The 20,784-nt window shown below is 49.3% G+C and carries 17 protein-coding genes and 1 other RNA gene; 7 read left to right on the top strand and 11 right to left on the bottom strand.

All coding sequences use genetic code 11. The features are described 5' to 3' along the window. Positions 1–22: 22 nt before the first annotated feature. The 9 genes from tdcD to garP form a co-directional block, all read right to left on the bottom strand. Positions 23–1,231: a propionate kinase gene (tdcD, locus tag NMD08_RS03080; protein WP_187253308.1), complete on the bottom strand. Its 1,209-nt coding sequence runs from the start codon at positions 1,229–1,231 to the stop codon at positions 23–25. 31 nt (positions 1,232–1,262) lie between these two features. Continuing rightward, positions 1,263–2,594, bottom strand: coding sequence for a threonine/serine transporter TdcC (gene tdcC / locus NMD08_RS03075; protein WP_005131699.1), 1,332 nt, complete (start codon positions 2,592–2,594; stop codon positions 1,263–1,265). 22 nt (positions 2,595–2,616) lie between these two features. Next, positions 2,617–3,606 carry a bifunctional threonine ammonia-lyase/L-serine ammonia-lyase TdcB gene (tdcB, locus tag NMD08_RS03070; protein ID WP_187253309.1) on the bottom strand — a complete coding sequence of 330 codons (990 nt, stop codon included), beginning with the start codon at positions 3,604–3,606 and terminating at the stop codon, positions 2,617–2,619. A 98-nt stretch (positions 3,607–3,704) separates the two neighbouring features. Further along, on the bottom strand, positions 3,705–4,643 hold the full coding sequence (gene tdcA, locus NMD08_RS03065; RefSeq protein WP_151224393.1) for a transcriptional regulator TdcA: 939 nt from the start codon (positions 4,641–4,643) through the stop codon (positions 3,705–3,707). An 847-nt stretch (positions 4,644–5,490) separates the two neighbouring features. Next, positions 5,491–5,867: RNase P RNA component class A (gene rnpB, locus NMD08_RS03060), an RNA gene on the bottom strand. Between the two features lie 32 nt (positions 5,868–5,899). Continuing rightward, a complete protein-coding gene (gene garK / locus NMD08_RS03055) occupies positions 5,900–7,045 on the bottom strand; it encodes a glycerate 2-kinase (protein ID WP_210905428.1) in 1,146 nt (381 codons plus the stop codon). Positions 7,046–7,110: 65 nt separating this feature from the next. Beyond that, the gene (gene garR / locus NMD08_RS03050) at positions 7,111–8,001 is read right to left on the bottom strand and encodes a 2-hydroxy-3-oxopropionate reductase (protein ID WP_003024889.1); all 891 of its coding nucleotides are present in this window, start codon (positions 7,999–8,001) and stop codon (positions 7,111–7,113) included. Between the two features lie 30 nt (positions 8,002–8,031). Beyond that, on the bottom strand, positions 8,032–8,802 hold the full coding sequence (gene garL / locus NMD08_RS03045; protein ID WP_370619486.1) for a 2-dehydro-3-deoxyglucarate aldolase: 771 nt from the start codon (positions 8,800–8,802) through the stop codon (positions 8,032–8,034). Between the two features lie 15 nt (positions 8,803–8,817). Beyond that, a complete protein-coding gene (gene garP, locus NMD08_RS03040; protein WP_003024898.1) occupies positions 8,818–10,152 on the bottom strand; it encodes a galactarate/glucarate/glycerate transporter GarP in 1,335 nt (444 codons plus the stop codon). A 402-nt stretch (positions 10,153–10,554) separates the two neighbouring features. On the opposite strand from garP, the gene garD reads away from it, so the two are divergent. Beyond that, entirely contained in the window at positions 10,555–12,126 is a 1,572-nt protein-coding gene (garD, locus tag NMD08_RS03035) for a galactarate dehydratase (protein ID WP_370619484.1), read from the top strand. A gap of 48 nt (positions 12,127–12,174) precedes the next feature. Here the strand turns inward: garD and NMD08_RS03030 are convergent, their stop codons facing one another. Further along, a complete protein-coding gene (locus NMD08_RS03030; protein WP_048232847.1) occupies positions 12,175–13,113 on the bottom strand; it encodes a sugar kinase in 939 nt (312 codons plus the stop codon). 10 nt (positions 13,114–13,123) lie between these two features. Then, on the bottom strand, positions 13,124–13,957 hold the full coding sequence (locus tag NMD08_RS03025) for a DeoR/GlpR family DNA-binding transcription regulator (protein ID WP_044714486.1): 834 nt from the start codon (positions 13,955–13,957) through the stop codon (positions 13,124–13,126). Positions 13,958–14,296: 339 nt separating this feature from the next. Between NMD08_RS03025 and NMD08_RS03020 the strand changes: the two genes are divergently transcribed. The 6 genes from NMD08_RS03020 to gatZ all read left to right on the top strand — a co-directional run bounded on the left by NMD08_RS03020 (position 14,297) and on the right by gatZ (position 20,781). Then, complete coding sequence (locus NMD08_RS03020; protein ID WP_044714487.1) at positions 14,297–15,151, top strand: tagatose bisphosphate family class II aldolase; 855 nt, start codon at positions 14,297–14,299, stop codon at positions 15,149–15,151. Positions 15,152–15,161: 10 nt separating this feature from the next. Next, positions 15,162–16,076: a 1-phosphofructokinase gene (gene pfkB / locus NMD08_RS03015; protein WP_370619481.1), complete on the top strand. Its 915-nt coding sequence runs from the start codon at positions 15,162–15,164 to the stop codon at positions 16,074–16,076. Between the two features lie 25 nt (positions 16,077–16,101). Next, positions 16,102–17,532: a PTS fructose transporter subunit IIC gene (locus NMD08_RS03010; RefSeq protein WP_151224400.1), complete on the top strand. Its 1,431-nt coding sequence runs from the start codon at positions 16,102–16,104 to the stop codon at positions 17,530–17,532. After that, positions 17,519–18,325 (top strand): HPr family phosphocarrier protein, encoded by an 807-nt coding sequence (locus NMD08_RS03005; RefSeq protein WP_210905431.1) that lies wholly within the window; start codon positions 17,519–17,521, stop codon positions 18,323–18,325. The genes NMD08_RS03010 and NMD08_RS03005 overlap by 14 nt, the downstream gene beginning before the upstream one ends. Positions 18,326–18,522: 197 nt before the next feature. Continuing rightward, positions 18,523–19,377, top strand: a complete 855-nt coding sequence (locus tag NMD08_RS03000) for a tagatose bisphosphate family class II aldolase (RefSeq protein ID WP_142712485.1) — start codon at positions 18,523–18,525, stop codon at positions 19,375–19,377. A 132-nt stretch (positions 19,378–19,509) separates the two neighbouring features. Continuing rightward, positions 19,510–20,781, top strand: a complete 1,272-nt coding sequence (gatZ, locus tag NMD08_RS02995) for a tagatose-bisphosphate aldolase subunit GatZ (RefSeq protein WP_210905432.1) — start codon at positions 19,510–19,512, stop codon at positions 20,779–20,781. Positions 20,782–20,784 lie beyond the last annotated feature (3 nt).

Below are 20,784 nucleotides of genomic sequence, written 5' to 3'. Positions count from 1 at the left end.
TAATCTCTCTGCTGAAAATTAATTATGCAAATGCTACTGAGGTATTAATTTTGCCTAACGCAATGGCATCACGTGCAATCATTTTCTCTTCATTTGTGGGAATAACCGCACAAATAACACGAGCATCTTTATTTGAGATAATTCTTTCGCCATGTGAATTTGGCAAACTATTCATTTCGCTGTCGATATTCACACCTAAAACAGCAAGGTGTTCAATAACCAAGCGACGAATTAATACCGAGTTTTCACCTATTCCACCGGTAAAAATAATCCCATCAAGACGATGCAGCGATGCGGCATGTCCGGCGATATGACGTGCGATACGATGCACAAACGTTTTAATTGCCAATTGCGCACGCTCATGTCCCTCGTGCCAGGCTTTTTCTAACGTACGTAAGTCAGAAGACAAACCAGAAATACCCAGTAAACCGGACTCTTTATTCACTACGCGCTCAAGGTCGCTCAGCGTCTGGTTGGTTTCGCTTGCAATCCACGCCATCGCGCCGAAATCGACGTCGCCGCTGCGTGTCCCCATCATCAGCCCTTCCAGCGGCGTCATGCCCATTGAGGTATCAACGCTCTGCCCATTACGCACCGCACAGATTGACGCACCGTTCCCCAGGTGAGCCACAACCAGCCCCGAGTCATCACTCTGCAGGTCGAGAAGGTCATGCGCTTGCTGAGAAACATAGCGATGCGACGTGCCGTGGAAGCCGTAACGACGAACGCCCAACTCTTCGAAATATTTCCACGGTAAACCGTACAAATAGGCCTCAGGAGCCATCGTCTGGTGGAAGCTGGTATCAAATACCGCAACCTGCTGCCGGCCAGGGAAAAGATGCTGAGCAGATTCAATCCCGCTCAGGTTCGCATAATTATGTAAAGGAGCTAAAGGCGATACCCGGCGGATATTTTCGATAACTTCATCAGTAATAATGGCTGATTCGGTAAAGATATTTCCGCCGTGGGCAATGCGGTGGCCAATTAAGGCCACGCTGTCCATTAAATTACGTTTCTCAAGTTCAACAGCAATGGCTTTTAATGCGTCTTCGTAGCTGTGGTGAGCCAGCTTAGCTGGCTCTCCTCCATTAATTGCTATGAACGCATTTTCAGAGTTAATACCGTCTGCAATTCCCGCCAGTAAAACTTCACAGTTTGCTGCATCCAGCACTGAGAATTTAATGGAGGATGAACCACAGTTAATAACCAGTACTACCGGAAACTCATTCATTTCACTACTCCGCTCATCCTGAGCTTATGGATTAAAACAGTTTGTAGACAATGTTCAGGATGGTCAGCAGACCAATCGCGGTAACAAACACGTTATCCAGACGGCCACGGTATTTCGCCAGTGACGGCGCTTTACGGATGGCATACATCGGCAGCAGGCAGAGCAGTGAGGCGATAATCGGCGCGCCCATTGCTTCAATCAGGTCCAGGATGTTCGGGTTGGCGTAAGCCACAACCCAGGTGGAGCCCATGATGAAGATCATGCTGATGGTGTTCAGTTTGCCGACGGAAACTTTCGTTTTATCGCCTTTATAACCAAACTTCAGTACCAGACCATTCAGACCTTCCAGCGTACCCAGGTAGTGCCCGAAGAACGATTTGAAGATAGCAACCAGGGCGATGATAGAAGCACCGTACTCCAGAACGGTCGCGAAGGTGGACTTCGTACCGGACAGTGACGCGAAGTGGTTCGCCAGGTAAGACAGTACCGGAATGTTCTGTGCTTTCGCATCCGCCATATTCGCCGGAGACAGCGTAAACAGGCAGCTAAAGGCGAAGAACATAACTACGGCAACCATCAGCATACTGGCGCGGGAGATGATTTTGGAACATTTCTGCTCGGTGAATTCACGACCGAAATCTTTCTCATACTCTTCACGTTTAGACACCACGAAGGAAGAAACGATAGGTGAGAAGTTGAAAGAGAACACCATGATGGAAATACCCAGCCACACGGTAACCAGAATGCCGTCGTGCCCGGTCAGTGCGATATTGCTGAGGTCAACCTGATCGATAACCGCAGAGTTCCAGTAAGGAATCAGTGACAGAGAGATAAGCACCAGGCTGGCGATAAACGGCCATACCAGGTAGCTCATCACTTTAACCATCAGATCCTTACCAAACCAGATGACGAATGCCATCAACAACAGCAGGAACAGAGCTACAAAGCCACGGTTTAACGCTGGCATCTGCAACTGGTTTTCCCAGAAGGTCATAAAGGTGTTGGTAATGGTGACGCCATAAATCCACAGCAGCGGACAAATCGCAAAGAAGTAGAGGAACGTGATAACCACCCCGCCCGTTTTACCAAAGTGCTCTTCAACCGTTTCTGTGATGTTGCCGGAAGGGTTAGAACCGGAAAGACACAGGCGCGCCAGCGCACGGTGGCAATAGAAGGCGATGGGGTATGCCAGCACCAGCATGATCAAAATGGGGATCAGTCCGCCAAAACCTGCGCGGATAGGGAAGAACAGCACCCCGGCGCCGATGGCTGTACCAAATAAACCCAGTGTCCAGGTGGTGTCCGATTTGCGCCAGGACGACTGTTTTGTCTGGCTGGATACAATGCTATCAGTAGTACTCATATCCTATCCTCAACGAAGTATATTAAGCGTCAACTAAACCAGTAATTTGAGATACACGAGAAAGGTCGATATTACCGCCAGAAATAATGCTGACTGTTTTTCTGTTCTGGATATAGCTATCTAATTTCCCGCTTAATAATGCTGCGCATGCCAGCGCGCCGGCACCTTCAGTCACAACTTTATTTCGCTGAATTAATGCCACCATGCTGTTGCGAATTTCATCTTCGCTGACCAGGACAATGTCATCCACCAACTCACGAACTATTTCATACGTTAAAGTACCCGGGCGGGAAACATCACAACCATCCGCCAGGGTGCCGGTCGTTCGGTGCGTGGTTATTTCTCCAGCGTGGAAGGAAGCCGCCATGCCGTGAACGTTTTCAGCCTGTACACCTATAATTTTAATGGTCGGGTTAATTGACTTAATTGCCACTGCAATACCCGCAATCAGTCCGCCGCCGCCAATTGGCACAATTACGTTATCGACATCGTACAAATCTTCCAGAATTTCCAGACCAATAGTGCCCTGACCGGCAATCACTTTCGGGTCATCATAGGGTGGAATAAAAATACGGCCTTCCGTTTCCACAATCTCGCTAACCTTCGCGATGGTGTCGTTGAAGTTGTCGCCATGCAGTACCACTTCTGCGGAATAATCGCAGGTTGCCGCCACTTTAGACTTCGGCGCGCCTTTTGGCATCACCACTTTGCCATCGATACCGAGCATAGCGCAGGAGAGAGAAACCCCTTGCGCATGGTTACCTGCAGAGCAAGCCACCACGCCCTTCATTCTTTCTGCTTCTGTTAATGAACTGAGCTTGTTAAAAGCGCCACGGATTTTAAATGAACCGGTACGCTGCATGTTTTCAAACTTGAGGAATATTTCCCCTTTGCAACGTTCACTAAAATAGTTAGAGCGAGGCATTCCCGTTTTATATATTTTCCCCGCCAGTCTTTTTTTCGCTTCGAGGATATCTTCAATTGCAACTGGGAGATCGTATGTAATGTGCATTAGAACCTCTTACTAGGGTATTAAAGTAAATAGATAGCCGTGACCATTGTCAGATATAGACAGATGGCGATTATTTCGTGTTAAAACAAATTCAATCTTTAATCAACTTCAATTAATTGCCTTCGTCTTCGACAATTATATGATGAATATTCTTTGGCTAATTCCACCAAAATAGATGCTGCTTTTTTAATTCGATAATTTTTCGACCACACGGCGGCATAACGCGCGACGGGTAACGTCTCTTCTACCGGGATAGTAATAAACTGGTTTGAGCCAAATGGTGTGGTCATATCACAGGGAATTACTGTTAAGAAATCAGCATTGAGAACAAGATTATAAATGGTGACGACGGAGTCGGTATTAACGATGTTTTCACTGCTGATGCCATTATTTTGTAACGTAGTTAGAAGTTCGCTGTAGTACCCCATATTCGTTTGTGGCAACACCCACTGTTCGTTTTTCAACGCGCTCAGCGAGGTGATGCCGGTGCATGTTCGGGACTTGCTGGCGACCAGGATGAAGTCTGACTCAAAGAGCGGCTCAACATGTAGATCGTGCAGTTTCATCTCATCACTTAGCGTACCGATGGCGAAGTCCAGACGCCCGTCACGAATCGCAGGTAAAAACGAGGAGAGCTGAGCTTCATACATGGAAACCTGCGCTTTCGGGAACACCTCTTTGAATTTTTTAATCATGCCGGACATGATGGTGAACGCAATCAGTGACGGAAAGCCAAACGACACATCAACGACTGCATTGCTCGTCATGCTGTTCATCTCATCAACCATGTTTTTCATTTCACGGGTAATGGATTCAGACCACGAGAGCATTACCTGACCAGCCTGAGTTAATGTCACGCCTGTATTTTTACGTACGACCAGCTCAATACCGAAATAAGCCTCTACATCATTTATGATTTTGCTGACAGCCGGTTGAGTTAAACCTAATTCTTTTGCAGCCGAGCCGATAGAACCGCTTCTGATGACTTCCTGAAAGACCACTAAGTGCTGTGTTTTAGGGAGCGTAATAGTATTCATATCGACCTGTGCTAATTACTTTGTTGACGGCAGGGAGTGTAGCAAATTAAGCATTCGAGGATATGTGCGACCACTCACAAATCCCCTTGACTTACATTTTGTAAGACTATTATAAAAAATGAAACCACTTATAAATCATATGGATATGAAATATCGATCTCACTTTATTCTGACTTTAATCAAAAAAAGATGGGGGGATAACGATTTTTTATGGCTATAACATCGCCATTTTATCCGTTATTTATACAAACCAGGAAAGGCTATATTTCAATCAATTACAGAGTATTTATCGGGCAAAATGGCGCTTAAATTTAATAAGTAATTTATCAAATATAATTATATTTTATCGTTTGTGGTGATAAAATAACGCCATGCATCACATTTTCCAGCCTTATTTGTTTGCAAAGAAACATTGTGTTTATTAATTAGCAATCAAAAACACACAATAAAACATCATATGCAACATTGTGTTAACAGTGGTTTTGTGCAATTTATTAGCAAGTAATTTTGTGATGGCGATCGATTGCGTTCGATTATTCTCGATAAAAACGTATCGCACAGCGTTTTGTGCTAATCATCACAAAAAATGAATTATCCCACGAAGCATTCCATAAAATAAAAGAAGCCCGCCGAATAAATAAAGGTCAAATAAAAGATTAGATGAAGGAGAAATAAACGCCTGAACCATGGTGAACCAATCGCAACGCAAAAACCCCGCCGAAGCGGGGTTTTATAAAGAGTGAAGCTGACCGATAAGCCGCGTTCTTTTGAGCATTGCGTCGTGGACAGTCATTCATCTATTCTACCCCCAGAAAGCAAAAACCCCGCCGAAGCGGGGTTTTATAAAGAGTGAAGCTGACCGATAAGCCGGGTTCTGTCGTGGACAGTCATTCATCTAGGCCAGCAATCGCTCACTGGCTCAAGCAGCCTACCCGGGTTCAGTACGGGCCGTACCTTGTGAACCCCTATTTGGCCTTGCTCCGGGTGGAGTTTACCGTGCCACGGACTGTTACCAGCCGCGCGGTGCGCTCTTACCGCACCCTTTCACCCTTACCTGATCCCACTTACGTGGGCCATCGGCGGTTTGCTCTCTGTTGCACTGGTCGTGGGTTTCCCCCCCAGGCGTTACCTGGCACCCTGCCCTATGGAGCCCGGACTTTCCTCCCCTCCGCCCGTCTCCCCCGAAGAGGACGACGACGAAGCGGCGACTGTCTGGTCAGCTTCGGCGCGCAGTATAGAGGGTTTGCGGGTCAATGTCACCCCGCACTGCGCATTCCTATCGCCAACGTGGCGGCGATGTTCCTTGAAGCGCGATAAATATTATCAAATGCCCCGCGGAAGGCCTCTTCCAGCGTGCTGATGCTGGTCAAGACGCTAAATACCGCATCGATACCATATTGATGCACTACCTCTACATCACGCGTCAGGCTGCCGCCAATACCAATTACCGGTTTGTGGTACTTCTTCGCGACGTTCGCCACACCTACCGGCACTTTGCCGTGAATACTCTGGCTGTCGATACGCCCCTCTCCGGTCACCACCAACGTACAGTCGTGAATATGCTCTTCCAGGTTGAGCGCCTGGGTCACAATCTCAATACCACTGCGCAGGTCCGCGCCTAAAAAAGCCATTAACGCGGCACCCATTCCACCAGCTGCACCGGCTCCGGGAACATCCTTCACATCGACCCGCAGCGATCTTTTAATGATGTCAGCATAGTGGGATAAATTACGGTCCAGTTCGAGAATGCGTTCTTCCGTCGCCCCTTTCTGCGGGCCGAAGATTCGCGAAGCGCCAGTATCACCGATGAGTGGATTGGTCACATCGCAGGCCACGCGAATGGAGCAGGTTTTTAATCGCGGATCCAGACCGGAAATGTCGATGCGGTTGAGGCTCATCAGACTGCCGCCCCCGTAGCCAATCTCTGTCCCATTGGCGTCGCAGAGCTTCGCGCCCAGCGCCTGCACCATACCCGCGCCGCCGTCGTTGGTCGCACTACCGCCAATGCCGATAATAATGCTCTGCGCCCCGCTATCCAGCGCCTGCAAAATCAGTTCCCCGGTACCGCGTGACGTGGTGACTAACGGATTGCGCTTCTCAGGAGGAACCAACGCCAGACCGCTGGCAGCCGCCATTTCGATAAACGCAGTTTTCCCATCTCCGGAGATACCCCAGCAGGCATTCACTTTTTCACCCAGCGGCCCCGTCACCCACGCGGAATATTCACTCCCTTGCGTGGCGGCGATCATGGCTTCGACCGTTCCTTCGCCGCCGTCGGCCACCGGAACTGAAACATATTGCGCATCGGGGAAAATTTCCCGAAATCCTTTTTCTATTGCCTGAGCTACCTCGGTGGCAGAAAGGCTTTCTTTATAAGAGTCTGGGGCAATTACGATTTTCATAGTTATGTAGCCTGACTGTGCCGCGCAAGGCAAGAAATACAGGGCGCGCATCCGCGCCCTTCTTGTTAGCGAGTGACTTCCACTTTCGCCAGTTTTTCGTAGTAGCATGCGAGCGCACTGTGATCGGCAGTGCCCAGCCCATCTGCGCGGAGCGCCTGCATCATCTCCATGACGGCAGCAGTCAGTGGCAACTGCGCACCGACCCCATGCGAGGTATCCAGCGCATTCGCCAGATCCTTAATATGCAGGTCAATACGGAAACCCGGCTTAAAGTTACGATCCATAACCATTGGTGCTTTCGCATCCAGTACGGTGCTTCCAGCCAGTCCGCCTCGAATCGCCTGATACACCAGATCCGGGTTCACACCCGCTTTGGTCGCCAGCGTCAGCGCTTCAGACATCGCCGCAATGTTCAGCGCCACAATCACCTGGTTCGCCAGCTTAGTAACGTTACCCGCGCCAATGTCACCGGTATGTACCACCGAACCAGCCATCGCTTTTAGCAGATCGTAATACTTGTCAAAAATCGCTTTATCACCGCCAACCATCACCGACAACGTGCCATCAATCGCTTTTGGTTCACCACCGCTGACCGGCGCATCCAGCATATCCACGCCTTTCGCTTTCAGCGCTTCGCTGATTTCGCGGCTGGCTAACGGCGCGATGGAACTCATGTCGATCAACACAGTGCCCGGCTTCGCCCCTTCAATAATACCGCCTTCCCCCAGCGCCACCTCTTTCACGTGCGGAGAGTTCGGCAGCATAGTGATGATCACATCGCACTGCTCGGCAATATCTTTCGCCGTGGCGGCGGTTTCTGCACCTGCGGCAATCACTTCCGCAATGGATTCCGGGTTACGGTCAGCAACCACCAGCGAGTAACCTGCCTTGAGGAGGTTTTTACTCATTGGTTTACCCATGATACCGAGGCCAATAAAACCAACTTTCATTGTCATGTTTTTATCTCTCTCTACTGTCGATGGTGGTTATTTCTTAAAAGAATCAGCCAGTTTCTGCGTGGCTGAACGGAACACGCCAAGGTCGCTGCCAACGGCAACAAACGTCGCGCCCCACTCCAGATAACGACGCGCATCTGCCTCTACCGGGGCCAGAATGCCGCTTGGTTTGCCATGTGCTTTCGCGCGGGCAAAAATGTGCTGAATAGCTTTCTGCACATCAGGATGTGATGCATTGCCGAGATGGCCTAACGCCGCAGCCAGATCGCTTGGACCGACGAAGACACCGTCAACGCCTTCGGTCGCCGCGATGGCGTCAACGTTATCGACGCCCTGTTGACTTTCAATCTGCACGATGATGGTGATGTTCTTATTCGACTGCGCAAAGTAGTCAGGTACGGTGCCAAACATATTGGCGCGATGGGAGACGGACACGCCGCGAATACCTTCCGGCGGATAGCGGGTCGACGCCACGGCTTTCACTGCCTCTTCTTCCGTCTCAACGAACGGGATCAGGAAGTTGTAAAACCCAATATCCAGCAAGCGCTTGATAATCACCGGCTCGTTGGTCGGTACGCGCACGACCGGCGCGCTGACGCTGCCTTTCAGCGCCATCAATTGCGGGATAAACGTCGAGATATCGTTCGGCGCGTGTTCGCCGTCCAGCACCAGCCAGTCAAAACCCGCCAGGCCTAAAACTTCGGTACTAATTGGGCTGGCTAATGCAGACCAGCAGCCAATCTGAATCTGTTGCGCCGCGAGGGCCGCTTTAAACTTATTCGGGAAAATCGTGTTATTCATCGCCTATACCTTTGTTTATTTCTGCAATTCCATACGTTTAATGTCACCGACAATAAACAGGTAGCAAACCATTGCCATCAGCGCCGAACACCCTACAAACATCAGCGCAGCATTAAATGAGTGCAGCTCGCTCACCAGATAACCAATCACCAGCGGGGTGACGATAGAGGCTACGTTGCCAAATACGTTAAATACCCCACCGCACAGACCGACGATTTCTTTCGGCGCGGTATCGGAAATCACCGGCCAACCCAGCGCGCCGAAGCCTTTGCCGAAGAACGCAAGCGCCATCAGCGCAACCACCAGAGTGGTGTTATCGGTGTAGTTACACAGAATAATGGTCGACGCGAGCAACATTCCGAGCACAATCGGCAGCTTACGTGCCAGAGTGATGCTGAAGCCACGTTTAATCAGATAATCAGAGAACACACCGCCGAGCACGCCCCCGGCAAATCCGCACAGCGCAGGAATCGACGCCACCAGCCCCACTTTCAGGATCGACATGCCTTTTTCCTGTACCAGGTAAATCGGGAACCAGGTGAGGAAAAACCAGGTAATGGTGTTAATAAAATACTGACCAAAGAACACGCCAAGCATCATACGATTTGTCAGCAACTGCTTGATATAATGCAGTTTAGGGCCACCTGATTTCACATCACCGGGCTTTTTATGGTCCATATCCACTACCGCACCGTTTTCAGAGATAAACTTCAGCTCTTCTTGCGACATACGCGGGTGATCGGTTGGGTTATGGATAAACTTTACCCACAGGCCAGTGAGCACAAAACCGATAACGCCCATCACGGTAAAGACGTGCTCCCAGCCCCAGGCAAAGGTCAGCCAGCCCAGCAGCGGCGAAAACAGCGCCAGGGAGAAATATTGTGCGGAGTTAAAAATCGCGGATGCCGTACCGCGCTCTTTCGTCGGGAACCAGGCCGCCACAATACGGGCGTTCGCCGGGAAGGACGGCGCTTCCGAGAAGCCCAGCATAAAGCGCATGATGAACATTGAAATACCCGCCCAGGCCAGCGGGAACATGTCTACAAAACCCTGCAGAAAGGTAAACAGCGACCAGAAGAACAGACTGTAGGTGTAGACTTTCTTCGAACCGAACTTATCCAGCAGCCAACCGCCAGGGATTTGCATCAACAGGTAAGCCCAACCGAAGGCGGAGAAAATGTAACCCATTGAGATGGCACTGAGCTGCAACTCTTTCGCCACTTCCGTGCCGGCAATAGACAGCGTCGCACGGTCCGCATAGTTAACGGCGGTAACAATAAATATGATTAGTAATATTAAGTAACGGGTGTGCGTACCTTTCTTTTTCTCGACAACTGTATCCAGTATCATTCTAATTACCTCGGGTACATAAAGTTTTTATTATTATTTGGCAAATATCCCTGATGATAAATTACCGATAATAAAAACGTATAATTATTTATCAGACGCTATAAAACCGTGATTTAGTATAATCAGCAGCCCAACGTTAATCATTGTGCAAGCGCTCATTAAACACGAGTTATTAAAATAATGTTTTGGGCATATGCACACATGCATGGGCGCTAATCCACACATTTACGTATTGCTACCCCTGGTGGGACGGCCTTGCTGAGTTTAAGTGATCATTGTCACATTCTTCGCGATAAACTCCTGGCATTCTTATTTCACGATACCGAATCTTTATTACTGATAATGAGATTCAAAATATAAATATCTACACTATTATCACCACTTGTTGGAGAATACTGGACAATGGCCGACATCGAAATTAGACAAGAATCGCCAACGGCGTTTTATATTAAAGTTCACGACACAGATAATGTGGCGATTATTGTCAATGACAATGGTCTGAAAGCCGGGACACGTTTTCCGGACGGACTGGAGCTAATTGAACATATTCCCCAGGGTCATAAAGTGGCGCTCGTGGATATTCCAGTTCACGGCGAAATCGTGCGTTATGGCGAAGTGATAGGCTATGCCGTTCGCGATATCCCCCGTGGCAGCTGGATTGATGAATCAATGGTTGAGCTGCCCAAGGCCCCGCCGCTGAAGACGCTGCCGCTGGCAACCAAAGTGCCTGAGCCTCTGCCGCCTCTCGAGGGTTATACCTTCGAAGGCTACCGCAATGCTGACGGTAACGTTGGCACCAAGAATCTGCTCGGCATCTCCACCAGCGTGCACTGCGTAGCGGGCGTGGTGGACTATGTAGTGAAAATCATTGAGCGCGACCTGCTGCCCAAATATCCGAATGTCGACGGCGTAGTCGGGCTCAATCATCTGTACGGCTGCGGCGTGGCGATTAACGCTCCAGCCGCCATCGTGCCCATTCGAACTATTCACAATATTGCGCTAAACCCGAACTTTGGCGGTGAGGTAATGGTCATTGGCCTCGGCTGTGAAAAACTGCAGCCAGAGCGCCTGCTGGAAGGCACGCACGATGTAAAAAGCATTCCGGTCGACAGCGCCAGCATCGTCAGCCTGCAGGATGAAAAACACGTCGGCTTTCAATCGATGGTTGCCGATATTTTGCAGGTGGCCGAACGCCATCTGGCAAAGCTCAATCAGCGCCAGCGTGAAACCTGCCCGGCATCAGAACTGGTGGTCGGCATGCAGTGCGGCGGCAGCGATGCGTTTTCCGGCGTAACGGCCAACCCGGCTGTAGGCTATGCCTCCGACCTGTTAGTACGCTGTGGCGCCACCGTGATGTTCTCTGAAGTTACCGAAGTACGCGATGCCATCCACCTTCTGACTCCACGTGCGATTAACGAAGATGTGGGTAAACGCCTGCTCGAGGAGATGGCCTGGTACGACAACTACCTGGACATGGGCAAAACGGACCGCAGCGCTAACCCTTCCCCAGGTAACAAGAAAGGTGGTCTGGCAAACGTGGTGGAAAAAGCGCTGGGTTCTATTGCGAAGTCGGGCAAGAGCGCGATTGTCGAAGTCTTGTCGCCGGGCCAGCGTCCAACCAAACGTGGCCTGATTTACGCTGCCACCCCCGCCAGCGATTTTGTCTGCGGTACGCAACAGGTTGCTTCCGGGATCACAGTACAAGTCTTTACCACCGGTCGCGGTACACCGTATGGCCTGATGGCCGTGCCGGTGATAAAAATGGCGACGCGTACCGAGTTGGCCAATCGTTGGTTTGACCTGATGGATATCAACGCAGGCACCATCGCCACCGGAGAAGAAACGATTGAAGATGTGGGTCTGAAACTGTTCGAGTTTATTCTCGACGTCGCCAGCGGACGTAAGAAAACATTCTCAGATCAGTGGGGACTGCATAACCAGCTGGCGGTGTTTAACCCGGCGCCAGTGACCTGATTATTCCAATCAGTGAAATACCAGACGATGTCAGCGTCATCTGGTATTTCACCCCATCAGCGCCTTGATCTGCGCTAACGTTGACGTACCTTCCATTGGCCCACGCGTCGATATCGCCAATGAGCCTGCCGCATTGGCATGAGCCAGCGCATCCGGAATCGAGTATCCTGCAAGAAACAGGCTGACAAATGTTGCGCCAAAGCAATCACCAGCACCAGTGGGATCGACAACGTCAACCGGATAGCCGGTGACGTGATGCTGCTCCTGCGTAGAATAATAGCTGGCACCGCGAGGACCGCGTTTAATCACAATATGTTTAATTCCCCGAGCAAGCAGGTTTTCGACAATCTGCAGCTCATCGCGTGATTTGCTCAAACCAAAGTAGTCCAGTTCACCATCACTTGGCAGGAAGAAATCGGCGTAATCCAGGATGTATTCAAAAGCCTGTGACATCTCGCGAATATTCAGCATCTCTTTGCGAATGTTCGGATCGAACGAAATGGTTCCTCCGTTCTCTTTAACAATGCTGATGGCTTTACGCACGGCATCAATCAGTCGAAAAGAAAATAATGAAGATCCCATTATGTGGAAGTGGTTACATTGCCCAAGCAATTTTCCATCAAGATGTTCAGCGCTCAGCAACCCACAGGCGCTGTTAGGTAAATTGAAGATAAAATCACGCTGTGCCTGTGAACGATAGCTAACGAACGCACTGCCTGTGGTGGCATGAGGAAGAACGGAAATGCCCTTAACGTTCACACCGTCTCGTCTCAGGCGGGCGATATTCATCTCCCCAAAGGCATCATTGCCAACGCAACTAAATAGCAAAGACTGAAAGCCCAGCTTAGCGACCTGATCGGCAAAGATAGCTGGCGCCCCGCTGGGATACGGTCCCCAAAATTCGCCAGGAGACGAAAAACCCTGATTCTCTTTTTTCGCCAAAAATTCGACGAGTAATTCACCAAGTGTCGCAATAGTCATTTTCATGCGTTGTCCTTCACCTTGCCGGATGCAGGGCGGGATTTATCCAGGTCAGACATTCATTGTTGGTATAGCTGTTGGTCAACCCAACGGCGATAAATCGCGAGTGGTACTCGGCAGCAACAATCTGCGGGGTCACCACCGCACTAAGTGCGCTCAACTTACCTACAGAATATCTTGCTTCACCATAATCTGGACGCTGCGCAATGACCGCCACGCATCGCAGGCTGAGCCTGAGTGATTCCGCCAGTATTACCGCAGCGCTTTCGCTGGCTACACTCAGAGTGCCATCTTCGCTGACGTGCTCAATCATCACTACGCTACAGGTTGGCTGAAAACGCTGGATCGATTGAATAGCAATTTCGCCTTCCAGTCTCTGTCCGCTACGGTCCAGAGTCCCCCCCAGCAACACAATCTCGCCGTCAATATAATCACGCGCAGTAGACACATGGCCGAGATCGTTGAACGCCAGACGCAGCTCACGAGATTCGCCAAGAAAAGGGAGCGCTTTACGTGGAACGACTCCGGCCCCGAGAAAAAGCGAATCTTCATCAGCAACCAGGCGAGCCACCTGCTTCGCCAACTCAAGCTCTGCGCTACGGTCCCACTCCTGCACCAGACTCATATCCTGAGTGACAGATGCTCTAACCGGCTGTGCAGTATAAATCGCCCCGCCAAAAGATCTTTTCAGGTAACCCTGCTGCTCCAGGTAATTGAGATCATTACGGATTGTCACTCCTGAAACAGCTAACATTTCTGCCAGGTCGTCCACTTTGATTTCACCGTTCTTACGAACGATTTCGGCAATGTCCAGACGCCTCTTCAGCAGGCTGGTAGATGGTTTTGCCACAACGTACCCTTTTTATATGACATGTCGGAAGTCTCTTCCGCGCTTTAACTTTCATTTTTAAATTTCCTCTGAGTGATGTCAATTACGCGTCGTTCACGAAGATGCAAAAAACTCAAAACATTTCAGTAATATCAATAAATTAGCAGCATCCTGTTTTTTCTCATTAACTTACAAAAGAAAACCAATAGTCAATAAATAACTTTCACTTTATAAATTTTAATACGATTTTGTGTAGATGATCACAATAAGATACATGAATGATCGTTAGATTACTTTCAAAATGAAGGCGCAACATCAGCATCTACTTTAACTTTGAAAGCAAACTATAGAGAGAAAATCATGTTCATCATTTCCAGCAAAAATATGCTTCAGAAAGCGCAACGCGATGGCTACGCGGTACCAGCTTTTAATATCCATAACCTGGAAACCCTGCAGGTCGTTGTCGAAACCGCAGCAGAAATGCGCTCGCCATTGATCGTGGCAGGTACGCCAGGAACGTTTAGCTATGCCGGGACAGGAAATATCGTTGCGATCGCAGGCGATCTGGCTCGCGAGCACAATCTCCCTCTGGCAATTCACCTCGATCATCATGAATCAACGGTTGATATTGAAAGCAAAGTGCTGGCTGGCATCCGTTCAGTGATGATCGACGGCTCTCACTTCCCATTCGAAGAAAACGTGACGCTGGTGAAAAAAGTGGTCGATTTTTGCCATCGCTACGATACGAGTGTAGAAGCAGAGCTGGGACGTCTGGGCGGCGTGGAAGACGATCTGATCGTCGACAGCAAAGATGCGCTGTACACCAACCCACAACAGGCGCGTGAATTCGTTGCGCGGACCGGTATTGACTCTCTGGCCGTCGCTATTGGCACCGCACATGGACTGTACGCCGCAGAACCCAAGCTCGACTTTAACCGCCTGGCAGAGATCCGCGCACAGGTCGATATCCCGCTTGTTCTGCACGGTGCCTCCGGCCTGCCAGAAAACGATATCCGCAAAGCTATTAGCCTGGGCGTGTGCAAAGTTAATGTCGCGACAGAGTTAAAAATCGCGTTTTCTGATGCGCTAAAACAGTACTTTGCACAAAACCCGAAAGCCAACGATCCGCGCCACTACATGCGGCCAGCAAAACAGGCGATGAAAGCAGTCGTACGCAAAGTGATCCATGTCTGCGGTTGTGAAGGACAGTTGTGAGGGAATGCCAGTGATCTACACGTTAACGCTCAACACCGCGATTGATATGAATATCTTTAGCGATCCTTTACAGCCTGACATTGTAAACCGTACGCGCCATACAGAATATTGCCCAAATGGAAAAGGCGTCAACGTCGCTCTGGTATTAAAACATTTTCAACGACCTGCACATATACTTGGCATTTTTGGGGGGTTTACTGGTCGTTATATTGTAGAAGAGTTACGCAAGAAAAAAATTAGCGTATCTCCTGCGTGGGTCAATGAACCAACAAGAATTAATATTTTTATTAATGATGGTCAACAGGAGTACAAACTGGTCAATCCTGGTTCATATATTCCTGATGACTGTAAGCAGCAAGTATTGAATGAAATATCACGACTATCTGATGCAGAGTATTTAGTTATCAGTGGCAGTTTGCCCCAGGGAATCGAAAGTAACTTTTATGCTGAAATTATGCAGATTTGTCGGCATAAAGAAATTGCGATTGTACTGGATATTAGTCATCCATCGTTGCGTCAATTACTGGAGTTTAATCCATTATTAATCAAGCCAAACGACGAAGAGGTAAACGCCATTTTTGGGTTAACCGTAACCAATGATGTTCAGGCAAGAAATGCCTTTGCAGAATTGCACTCTCTCGGCGCGCAGAATGTTTTACTGACGCTCGGAGCCAAAGGAATGTACTTCTCGAATGGCATTGATCGCTGGTTCTGCTCCGCACCGACTATTGAACTGGTGAGTTCAGCCTGCGCAGGCGATGCTGCGCTTGCTGCATTCTTAAGCCATTGGTTAACCACAGGTGAAGTCGAATATGCTCTGGCGCTTGCCAGCGCAACGGGTGCTGATGTAGCAAGTTCGGCCGGGCTGGGCCAACTTGCAGCGATTGATACATTACTTCCTCAAACCCATGTCCGAAAGCTGTAAACAAAAACAAATTAAAGGTCTGCTTATGAAAAAGATCATTGCAGTTACCGGCTGCCCTACCGGTATCGCGCATACTTTTATGGCTGAAGAAGCTTTAAAACATGCAGCGAAGAAAATGTCTGTCGAAATAAAAGTGGAAACGAATGGTGCTAGCGGCGTTGAGAATGTTATTACGCCCACTGACCTTATTGATATCGTGGGGGTGATTATTGCGGCTGATAAAGATGTTTCTCCCGATCGTTTTAATGGCTTACCCGTTATTGAAGTCCCGGTAAAAGAAGCCATTCACCATCCTGTCGAACTGATTAACAAGATTCTCAATGGCGAAGCCTCCATTCGTAAAGGAGCCCAAACTATTTCGCAGAATAACAAAGAAAAAGAGTCTTTAGGTCGTCAGATTTATAAACACCTGATGAGTGGTGTTTCGAACATGCTGCCATTCGTGGTCGCCGGCGGTATATTGATTGCTATTTCTTTTTTATGGGGAATTTATTCCGCCGACCCTAAGTCACCGGAATATAATGCCATTGCAGCCATGTTAATGAAGATTGGGCAGCAGGCTTTTTCAATCATGGTTCCCGTCTTTACTGCGTATATCGCTTACTCTATATCCGGAAGGCCTGGAATGGTGGCTGGCTTCGTTGGCGGCTTACTGGCTAACGCAACGGGTGCAGGGTTTCTCGGCGGCATCATTGCCGGGTTTGCAGCTGGTTATCTGATGCTGTGGGTAAAAAATCGGCTCGACGGTTTGCCTCGTCAGTACGAAGGGCTGAAGTCCATTTTCATCATGCCGCTGATTGGCGTGCTGGCTATTGGTGTGCTGATGTCGCTACTCGGACAACCCGTTGCCGCCATCAACAACGGTATGATGAACTGGCTTGCATCATTACAGGAAGCCAATCCTATTCTGCTTGGAATTGTCGTCGGTGCCATGTGCTCGTTCGACTTTGGTGGCCCGGTCAACAAAGCAGCCTACGTTACCGGCACGCTGCTGCTCGGCCAGGGAAACTATTTCTTTATGGCGGGGGTTTCCGCTGCCTGTATTACTCCTCCGCTGGTGATCGCTCTGGCAACCACCTTCTTCCCAAGAGGTTTTAGCGAAGAAGAACGCGCTGCCGGGATGGTGAACTACATTCTTGGCTGTACGCACATCACTGAAGGCGCGATCCCGTTTGCTGCAAAAGATCCTCTACGTGTAATCCCAATGATGATGATCGCGTCAAGTATCTCCGCCGTTCTCAGCTACAGCCTGCATATCCAGGTACCCGCCCCGCATGGCGGTTTCCTGATCCTGCCATTAGTCAGCAAACCCATTGCCTGGGTGCTGTGTATTCTTGCAGGCTCCGCATGCGGCGCCATTATGCTGGGATCGTGGAGATTGTGGCTAAATCGCAAACTGCCTGTCGGTTCTGACAACACCACTATTCAGACAGGAGGTCAGAATGCAACTTTGTGAGCAGGACATTTTCATCAGTGACGAGCAAATCGATAAAGCCACTGCACTCCAACGGGTCTCAGAGAAGTTGGTTGCAGCCGGGAATACGACACCTGAATATCTGCAAGGTATGCTGGATCGTGAAGCTCAAATCTCCACTTACCTCGGTAACGGTATTGCCATCCCTCACGGCACGCCTGAGACTCGCCACGCCGTACTGAATACTGGCGTGAAGGTCATCATTTTCCGTCAGGGTGTGGCATGGGGGGATGATAACATTGCACATATGGTCACTGGTATTGCAGCGCGTTCAAATGAACATCTTGAGATTCTGCGTCAATTGACCCGCGTATTAAGTGATGACAACGTCCCTCAAGCGTTACAAAAGGCGAAAACACCCTGCGAAGTTTTAACCATTTTAACTGGCACTGATACGGACAATAACCCACCAGAAGAAAGAATTGCAGGTGAACAGGCCACCTTCGTTATTCATAACCCGCATGGCCTGCATGCCAGACCGAGTGCTGTACTGGTCAAATTTATTAAGCAATTTGATTGCGCCGTCACGATTGAAAACCTTGATAACAACACAGGTCCTGTAGATGGTAAAAAGCTGATGAAAGTTGTCTCGTTAGGCGCAAAAAATGGTCATCGTATGCGATTCACTGCGCAAGGTGCGGATGCCCAACGGGCTCTACATGAGATTGGGCAACGTATTGGACAGGGATTAGGAGAGATGGTCTCAGTGCCCGTCACCCCACCCCCTGAAGCAGCACGCCAGAAACGAAGTTGGCTATCTCGTTTATTTAATTAATGTCTGACTAACCTTATCCGCGCCTGGTTTCTTCAGGCGCGGATTGATGCCTAATGCTAAATCGCCTTTCAAACCACCTTTCATAACCCTCCCATTCCTTTCGATATTTTCATTTTTCAGATCGAAATCACATAAAAACATTACGAAACCCTATATTTTATTTCGAAGAAAGAAAATCGAAAGATTTCGGAGGAAGTATGTTTATCATTTCAAGCAAAATGATGCTGAATAAGGCACAACAAGAAGGCTACGCCGTACCGGCGTTTAACATCCACAACCTGGAGACCCTACAGGTTGTCGTGGAAACAGCAGCCGAACTGCGTTCTCCGTTGATCGTCGCCGGCACACCTGGCACTTTTAGTTATGCCGGAGTCGGAAACATCGTTGCAATCGCCAGTGAACTGGCAAAATGCTGGAACCATCCCCTCGCCATCCACCTCGATCACCATGAAAGCGCCACTGATATTGAAGCGAAAGTCGCTACGGGTATTCGCTCCGTCATGATCGATGGTTCCCATCTGCCGTTTGCCGAGAACATTACGTTAGTTAAACGCGTGACGGACCACTGCCACCGCTATGACGTTAGCGTTGAAGCGGAGCTGGGACGGCTGGGTGGACAAGAAGATGACCTGATTGTGGATGGAAAAGATGCGCTTTATACCCACCCAGAACAGGCTCGGGAGTTCGTGGAAAAAACCGGTATCGACTCACTGGCGGTCGCGATTGGCACGGCGCATGGCCTGTACAACGCTGAACCAAAACTGGATTTCGAACGACTGGCAGAAATTCGCCAGTGCGTTGAAATCCCTTTGGTTTTACATGGCGCATCCGGCCTTCCTACACACGATATTAAGCGCGCTATCTCTTTAGGGATCTGCAAAGTGAACGTCGCGACCGAACTCAAAATCGCCTTTGCTGGCGCACTCAAAACTTATCTGAGTACACATGCCAATGCGAATGACCCACGGCATTACATGATGCCTGCCAAAGCCGCCATGAAAGAGGTGGTGCGTAAAGTCATTGCCGATTGCGGCTGTGAAGGGAAATTGTAACTTATTGATTTAATTTACTTGTCCGGATTCTGACAAAGGTCTGTTTTAAAGCTGGATCACGAAAGTCGCTTTTACCCTTTGCCTTCAATCCAAAAATATTATGAAGATAAACAAAAGATATCGGAGATAGAAGTGAAAGAAATAATATCTCGTCATAAAGCAGGTGAACATTTAGGTATTTGTTCTGTTTGTTCAGCACATCCGCTGGTCATTGAATCCGCATTACGTTTTGATCTCAATACAGACAGTAAAGTTCTGATCGAAGCGACATCTAATCAGGTTAATCAGTTTGGTGGTTATACAGGGATGAAACCCGCTGATTTCCGTGACTTTGTCTATGGCATCGCACAAGAGATTGGTTTTCCTCGCGAAAGACTGATCCTCGGGGGCGATCACCTCGGCCCTAACTGCTGGCAAAATGAAACTGCGGCAGAAGCGATGGAGAAATCGGTTGAGTTAATTAAAGCCTACGTCGCTGCAGGATTCAGCAAAATTCACCTGGATGCTTCAATGTCCTGCGCTGACGACCCTACACCGCTGGACCCAATGGTTGTTGCCCAGCGAGCTGCCGTGCTTTGCCAGGCTGCGGAAGCAATAGCCACGGAAGAACAAAAACGCCAACTGACTTACGTGATTGGTACAGAAGTCCCGGTACCAGGTGGAGAAGCCAGCACCATTGGTACTGTACACGTTACGCGCGAAGAAGATGCCGCCAGGACACTGGAAACCCACCAGGTTGCCTTCCGTGCGTTAGGACTTGAAGAGGCGTTAACTCGCGTTATAGCCATTGTGGTTCAGCCTGGCGTCGAGTTCGACCACACTCAAATCATTCACTATCAACCACAAGCTGCAAAAGCGCTTTCTGCCTGGATCAAAGAAACCCCAATGGTCTACGAAGCGCATTCAACAGATTATCAAACCCGTCAGGCATACCGTGCGCTGGTACGCGATCACTATGCAATTTTGAAAGTGGGTCCGGCACTCACCTTTGCCCTGCGTGAAGCCATTTTTGCCCTGGCGCAAATGGAAAATGAGCTGGTATCTCCGGAGCAGCGAAGCCGGGTTCTGGACGTGATTGACGAAGTGATGCTGAATGAACCGGATTACTGGAAAAAATACTATCGCCCAACCTGGAGTCAGGCGATGGTTGATATTCACTTCAGTCTCTCCGACCGTATTCGTTACTACTGGCCGCATCCCCGCATTCGCCAAAGCGTAGAGAAATTAATAACCAACCTTAATGACGTCGCGTTACCTCTGGGACTCATTAGCCAATTTATGCCGGTGCAATTTGAGCGTCTGTCTGAAGGCACATTAACCGCGACACCACACAATTTGATTATCGACAAAATCCAGGATGTTCTGCGCGCCTATCGCTTTGGTTGCGCACCAGTAATCGCCTGAAAT

The organism is Citrobacter meridianamericanus, from assembly GCF_041320245.1.
Lineage (GTDB): Bacteria > Pseudomonadota > Gammaproteobacteria > Enterobacterales > Enterobacteriaceae > Citrobacter > Citrobacter meridianamericanus.
This window is presented reverse-complemented; position numbering and strand designations above follow the sequence as displayed.